The organism is Streptomyces sp. NPDC004838 (assembly GCF_053600955.1).
Window position 1 is genome coordinate 190,250 of the sequence record NZ_JBSGAW010000014.1, and the last position, 6,015, is coordinate 196,264.

Sequence of the window (6,015 nt, forward strand, 5' to 3'; positions counted from 1 at the left end):
CTTGCGGATCTTGTTCAGGGATCGGTCGATTCATGAGCGGGAGATGTGGTGGGGTTCGGCCGTGACGGCTCCCCGCAGGTGTCGGCGTGCCGTGTCTCCCGCATGGGGAAGGCCATCACGGTCATGCCCACGGGAATCGTTCCGGGGGAGCGCGGCGAGCGAGCGGCGTCGTGGAGTTCCGCCGCGATGTCGGCGAGCTTCTGCCGGGCTTCTTCCCATGCCTCCGGGTCCACCCACAATTCCGCGTCCACCGTCACCCCTCTGCCTTCCGGATGCCGGCGCACGGCGCGCTCCTTGAGTGTGTGGGCCAGCGTCGCTCCCAGCAGCTGGGTTCCGTCGCGACGGTCGGACAGCGGTGATCCGTGGACGGTGCGGTAGCGGCGTTCCCGGCCACCGCGGCGGGTGCGCTCCTCGGCGAGTTCGACGAGGCCGACGGCATCCAGGTTCCGGAGGTGCCGACTGGCCAGGGCGTGGGAGATGTCCAGTTCACGGGAGAGTTCGGCGGCGGACATCGGTCCTGGCCACATGAGCGTGAGCATCCGCAGCCGTAGAGGGTGTGCGAGTGCTCTCAGGACGGGGTCTGCGTCGGTCACGCCAACAAGTAAAGCGCATGGTGCCGTGGCCGAGGGCTACCCCCAACGAAATCGTTGAGGGTAGGGTGCGGAAGCCTGCAACCATGTGTGGGAGGGGGCTTCGGCATGGCCGTGGGGCTGTTCACGGTGCTACGGGACCGCAACGCCGGGCTCTACATGGCGGGAGTGACCGTCTCGGGCTTCGGAGACACGGCCATGCTTCTGGCCGCCGGGATCTGGGTGAAGGAACTCACCGGTTCCAACAGCCTCGCCGCCCTGGTGGGGTTCTGCTCCTGGGCACCCGCACTGGCCGGACCGTTCATTGGCACTCTGGCCGACCGCATGCGCCGCCGCACTCTCCTGATCGCCACGAGCCTGGCCCTGGCCGTGGTCATGACCGCACCGCTCGCCGTGCGTTCTTCGCAGGACGTCTGGTTGCTCTTCGCCGTGCTGACCATGGTGGGCGCAGGAACCGTGCTCATGGACGCCGCCGAAACCGGGTTGATCGTCTCAGCGGTTCCAGGCGAACTGCGCGGCGACTTCAACGGCCTGGTCCGGACCGCGATCGAGAGCAACAAACTGATCGGCCCCCTGGTCGGTGCGAGTCTCTTCACCATCCTCGGCGGGCCCACCGTCGCTCTGCTGAACGCGCTGTCCTTCCTCCTGGCCGCAGTCGCGTACGGCCTGATGCGCGTGCGTGAACCAGAACCCGCGCACCGGCCGCGGAAAGGCTGGACCGCCGAGACCGCGGAAGGGATCCGCTATCTGTGGGGGCATCCGATGCTGCGCCCGCTGGTTGTCGCGAGCGCTAGCGCCATGGCGGCATCGAGTCTCAGCAGCTCGGCCACGTACGCACTCCTCGACATCGGACTGCATCGGCCCGCGGCGTTCGCCGGAGTCCTCATCTCCGTCCAGGGGCTCGGGTCGGTCGTCGGCGGCCTGGCGGCCGGCGCGCTCCTGCGGCGGGTCCCGGCACGCGTCCTGTCGGCCATCGGGCTCACGCTCTTCGCCCTCGGGGCCCTGGCCCGGCTCACCGGCTGTGTCCCCGTCGTCGTGGGCGGCGGCCTGCTCGTCGGCCTGGGCCTGCCCTGGCCGCTCATCAGCGCACTGACCACGGTCCAGAAGGAGACTCCGGACGAACTCCTCGGCCGGGTCGCGGCCACCGCGAACACCATGATCTTCACCCCGACGGGTCTCGCCCTCCTCGCGGGCACGGCCATGGTCGCCGTCCTCGACTACCGAGTGCAGCTCCTGGCGGCAGCCGCGCTCGGCCTGGCGACAGCCCTGCTGCTGGCAGGGGGAGGACGACGCCGATGCGACCGTCCCTGAAGCTTCCGCCGCGTAACACCTCGATTCGTGGGAGCAGGTCCACACGTCCGACGCCTGAGCATTCCGTCCCACAGGCGACTGGTAGTAAGGCCCGTGCCGGGGCGGTGCTCTGCCCGGTACTACAGCCCACGCGCGTTTCCTCTACCGCGTGAAGCGTCAGGAAGTTCCGGTGCGATCACAGTAGTCGGCGTGGTTCAGATCCCGCTCGGCCAGCTGTCGGCGCCGTTCGGCGCGCAGACTCATACCGGTGTCGGTGTCGGTGTAGGGGCTAGTTCCTCGGCACCTTGCGGGTTCACAGCAGGGCGGAGGCGTCGATCGAGGCCACGAAGTCGATCAAGGCACGGTGGATGGTGCGCTTGTCCGGGTTGGGGAAGCGGACGTTGTGCCGGAAGTAGCGGTGGAACGCGATGATCAAGGCGGCGTGCTCGATCTGCAGGGGCAGAGTGGCGACGTCCTCACTGGTCAGGGGAACGGCGGACCGGTAGCCGCCGACCAGGGCTCGCACTCGCGCGGGAACGAGCGTGTTGTTTTCCTGGGCGAGGCCGACGGCGGCCATGCCTAGGTCGAGAATCGGGTCGTCGACGGACAGTGTCTCCCAATCCAGGATCGTCAGTCGAGAGCTCTCGCTGACTACGAGGTTGTCGGCGAACAGGTCGCCGTGAGCGATCCTCCGGTGCCGCTGGGTTGCGGCCTCGACGGCACGGACGCGGTCCAGTCTCGTGGCCAACCAGTCGGCGAAGGAGCTGTCCTCGAATTGCGGGATGTGTTCGAGGTGGGCCGGGGAGAGGCGTCGGGTGCCGACTGGGACGTCTTCGAGGCCGGGCGAGGCGGGGTCAAGGGCGTGGAGCTGCGCGAGAGCGCGGCCAGCGTCCGGGAGCAAGGCCAACGGCAGTGTTTCGATCACCTCGCCCGCCACCCACCTCTTCAGGATGGCCGTGGAGTCACCCAGCGGGACGGTCAGCGACCCGTTGCGGGCGGGCACGACCTCAATGGTGGGGATACCCAAATGGAACAGGGCCTGGGTGTGCGCGGCCAATCGCTGAGCGCTGTGGGTGTCGTGGTTGTCCAGGATCGTGAGTACGAACTCCCCGCCTGGGCTGGAGACGCGGAAGCTGGAGTTCGCCGCGCCGCCGGCGAGGGCTGTCAGCTTCGGCCGCTCGATGCCGTACCGACCGGCTAGCGCGGGCACGTCGATCTGGTCGAGCGTGGTGTAGTTCGCCACCGCGGGTCATTCTCCTCTGTTCGCTGCGACTTCTCGCCGCCGGTCGGCGACGAGCGCCGCCCATCGTGCTTGAGTCTGCTGCACGCCGTCCAGCCACTGTGCGGCGGGCAGTTCGATGGGCGGCTGGTCTGCTGCCATGAGGTAGGTGAGTTCCATTAGGTAGGCGAACTCCTCGCCCCTTACCGAGGTACGCAGCCGATTGCGCGCCTCCTCCAGCAGGGAGGGTGAGTCGAGGACAGCGAAGTGGAAGCAGCCAGCGAGGCGCGCGTATGCGACGGACGAGGTCAGTCCAGCTTCCTGCGCCAGGGTGGCGACCTGCTCCACGCGTTCGGGTAGGTCCAGTGCCATGCCTGCATCCCGCACCAGCTCGGCGACCTGTACCTGGATCGCCGCCCAGCGGATGGATGCCTGCTCCAGCAATTCCTGTGCGCGAGCGATCTGTTCTGCGGCTCGCGGCCGGTCCTGGAAGGCAGAGGCGAAAGCTAGGCACGCCTGAGACAGTGCCGCCTCGCCGGGCTGCCCCGTGCTCAGGGCCTCGTCGCGGCTGGCGGCGTAAGAGGAGCAGGCGAGGGCGATGGTGCCCTGGCTCCACCACAGGTCGCCGAGAACGCGGTCGCGCCGGCCCTCGGTTCCCAGTGCGTCGGCGGCGTCGCGGACCTGCGTGAATTCCCCCACCCGGCGGGCGAGATGGGCCTGACCGCGAGCGGCCGTCGCAGCCAATCGGGCGCCATTGTTGATGACCTGCCGCATGCCCGCCAGGGAGGCTTGGAAGTTGCCCAGATCCCGATCACACTCGGCGAGGAAGTACTGCGGCAATTCAACCAGGGTGTTGGGCAGTTGATTGGAGGCGAGAACCGTGCGCAGCGTCTCGGCGGTCAGGCTGCGGTGTCGGCGCTGCCGGTCGGCGATCGCGGCCAGCGTCACTGACAGCGCGTGAGCCGGGGTGGTGATCGAGGCCGGGTCGCCCACATCGGTTCCTTCCGTACCAAGGGGTTCCCAGAGGAAGTCCTCGACGTAGCGGAAGGCGGCTTCCTCCAGCCAGCCGAGGTCGAGGCGGTAGTCGTTCGCCAGCCGCAGCCCCTGGCGGAGTGAGGCGACCAGTCGGGTGCGGTCTCGGCTTGCCTCACCACCCAGGGTTAGGAAGGCGCGGAGGGCTGTCCGCTGCCAGTCGGTGTCGCTCCAGCGGTCCTCGCTGGCAGAGTCTGCCTCCCGGACCGCCTCGCGGATCAAGTCATGAAGTCGATAGGGCCAGGGTGCGGTCGGGTCGGTGTCGACGAAGGGGCGCTCGATCAGGTCCATCGCAGGGGCGTCGTGGTCTAGGCCGGAGGCGGCTGTGGCCAGGCTGATCGAGAAGGAATCGAGCAGGCTCACCGAGCGCAGCACCCGTCGGGTCTCCGGTGGCAGGTCGCGGAAGGTACGGGCGACCAGGGCGGGGAAGTCGAGGTTGAATTCGTGCACCTCGGGAGTGCGTCCGCTGCGGCGGTACAGGTCCAGGAACCGCATGACGGCAAGGTCGAGGTAAAGCGGCAGACCGTAGGAATTGCGGGTGATCAAGTGTCGCGCGCGGTCGTCCAGCAGAGGCTCCCCGCCAATGGTCAGCCGCTCGCGTAAGTAGATTTCGCAGTCCTCGGCTGACAGATACCCGACCGTGTGCTGTCGCGGTTCCTCAGAGATGCCGCCGACGAGCTGCGGCCAGTATTCTGGGCCTGCCCAGTCCAGCTGTCCCTCCAGGGCCGCGTCGGCCCACTGCAGCCGGTTCCTGCCGGTGATGACGAACAGCGCATTCGGCATCAGCCACACGACGCGTTGGATCAGCTTCTCCAGGTCCCGGTGTCCTCGATGGCCGGCTTCCTCGAAGGTGTCCAGCAGTACGACCGGCGTAACACGGTGCTTCTCCGGGAGCTGCTCCAGATCCCAGGCGAGCAAGTGGGCAAAGTAGCTGAGCGTGTCCTGGTTGGGCTCGGTCTCCAGCAGGTCGGCCAGCCGCCGACAGCCGGCCAGCGCCCGCACCCGGTGACGTCGATCGCGCAACGCACCCACCAGCGACCGCAGGCCGAGACCTACCAGGGCCCCGGCAGTGCCGGGCAAGGCCAAAGCCTGGGCGGCGTCGGAGAGCACCGACTGCATCTGCTGGGACAACACGTTGGAGCCGGGCCTCCGACTGAACCACGCCCGGCGCCGCAGGTACTCATCCAGCGGCTCGCCCGGGTGTGTGCTCTGCCAATAACGCAGGAAGGCGATGTCAAAGGCCGGCATCACATGGCCCAGATCCGCCACAGCCAGCCGCAGGGCTAGCATCAGCGACTCTACGTCCGTCCCCGTCTCACGGGAGAGGTCGATACGGACAGGCAGTACACGACCCACGCTCGGGTCCAGCGGAGGCCAGTCCTCCCGGCCGCCCGTCGCGTCTGCGAGACGGTCGGTCACACCACGGGACAGCGTCGACTTGCCTATGCCGCCGACGCCGTAGAAGACCAGGACATTGCGGCGCGGGGCTTCCAGATCCTCGACGTCGAACCTGGGAGCACGTACCCGTTCGGTGTGACGCACCAGGCTCTCCGCGACGGATGCCCACTCGCCCTGCCGGTCGGCGAAGAAGTCGACGGCCTTCAGCTCACGATTGTTGGACCGGAACAGCGCACGTAAATCAGACCCGGACACCTTGCACCCCCGCTTCCGTGAAAATGACCCGTCCAGCTCAGCAGTCTGCCTGATGTGACGTCAAGGAAGGGCACGTCCGTCACAGTAAATTGACATCACGTCAACAGCACGTTACGGCCGCCTCGTCGCACACCAGCTAGTGTCCTGAGTCTTTATTTCGCTATAGAAGTAGGCTGGGCTCATGGCGCGTATGGGTCGGCCGACGGTCGAGGTGGTTCTGGCGGATGAGGA

4 protein-coding genes are annotated in these 6,015 nt (G+C 67.7%); 1 reads left to right on the forward strand and 3 read right to left on the reverse strand.

The annotated features are described in order from the left end of the window. Window positions 1-14: 14 nt before the first annotated feature. The gene (locus tag ACWEFL_RS18385; protein ID WP_451713417.1) at window positions 15-593 is read right to left on the reverse strand and encodes an ArsR/SmtB family transcription factor; all 579 of its coding nucleotides are present in this window, start codon (window positions 591-593) and stop codon (window positions 15-17) included. A gap of 105 nt (window positions 594-698) precedes the next feature. Here ACWEFL_RS18385 and ACWEFL_RS18390 point away from each other — a divergent pair, with 105 nt between their 5' ends. Continuing rightward, window positions 699-1,901 carry an MFS transporter gene (locus ACWEFL_RS18390; protein ID WP_451713420.1) on the forward strand — a complete coding sequence of 401 codons (1,203 nt, stop codon included), beginning with the start codon at window positions 699-701 and terminating at the stop codon, window positions 1,899-1,901. A 292-nt stretch (window positions 1,902-2,193) separates the two neighbouring features. On the opposite strand, the gene ACWEFL_RS18395 is transcribed toward ACWEFL_RS18390, so the two are convergent. Further along, window positions 2,194-3,123: a phosphotransferase gene (locus ACWEFL_RS18395; protein WP_451713423.1), complete on the reverse strand. Its 930-nt coding sequence runs from the start codon at window positions 3,121-3,123 to the stop codon at window positions 2,194-2,196. Between the two features lie 6 nt (window positions 3,124-3,129). Continuing rightward, window positions 3,130-5,784 carry an ATP/GTP-binding protein gene (locus ACWEFL_RS18400; RefSeq protein ID WP_451713426.1) on the reverse strand — a complete coding sequence of 885 codons (2,655 nt, stop codon included), beginning with the start codon at window positions 5,782-5,784 and terminating at the stop codon, window positions 3,130-3,132. Window positions 5,785-6,015 lie beyond the last annotated feature (231 nt).

What these genes read in the sequence shown, in the direction of transcription:
- ACWEFL_RS18390 (WP_451713420.1), top strand. Translation starts at nt 699, where the DNA reads ATGGCCGTGGGGCTGTTCACGGTGCTACGGGACCGCAACGCCGGGCTC.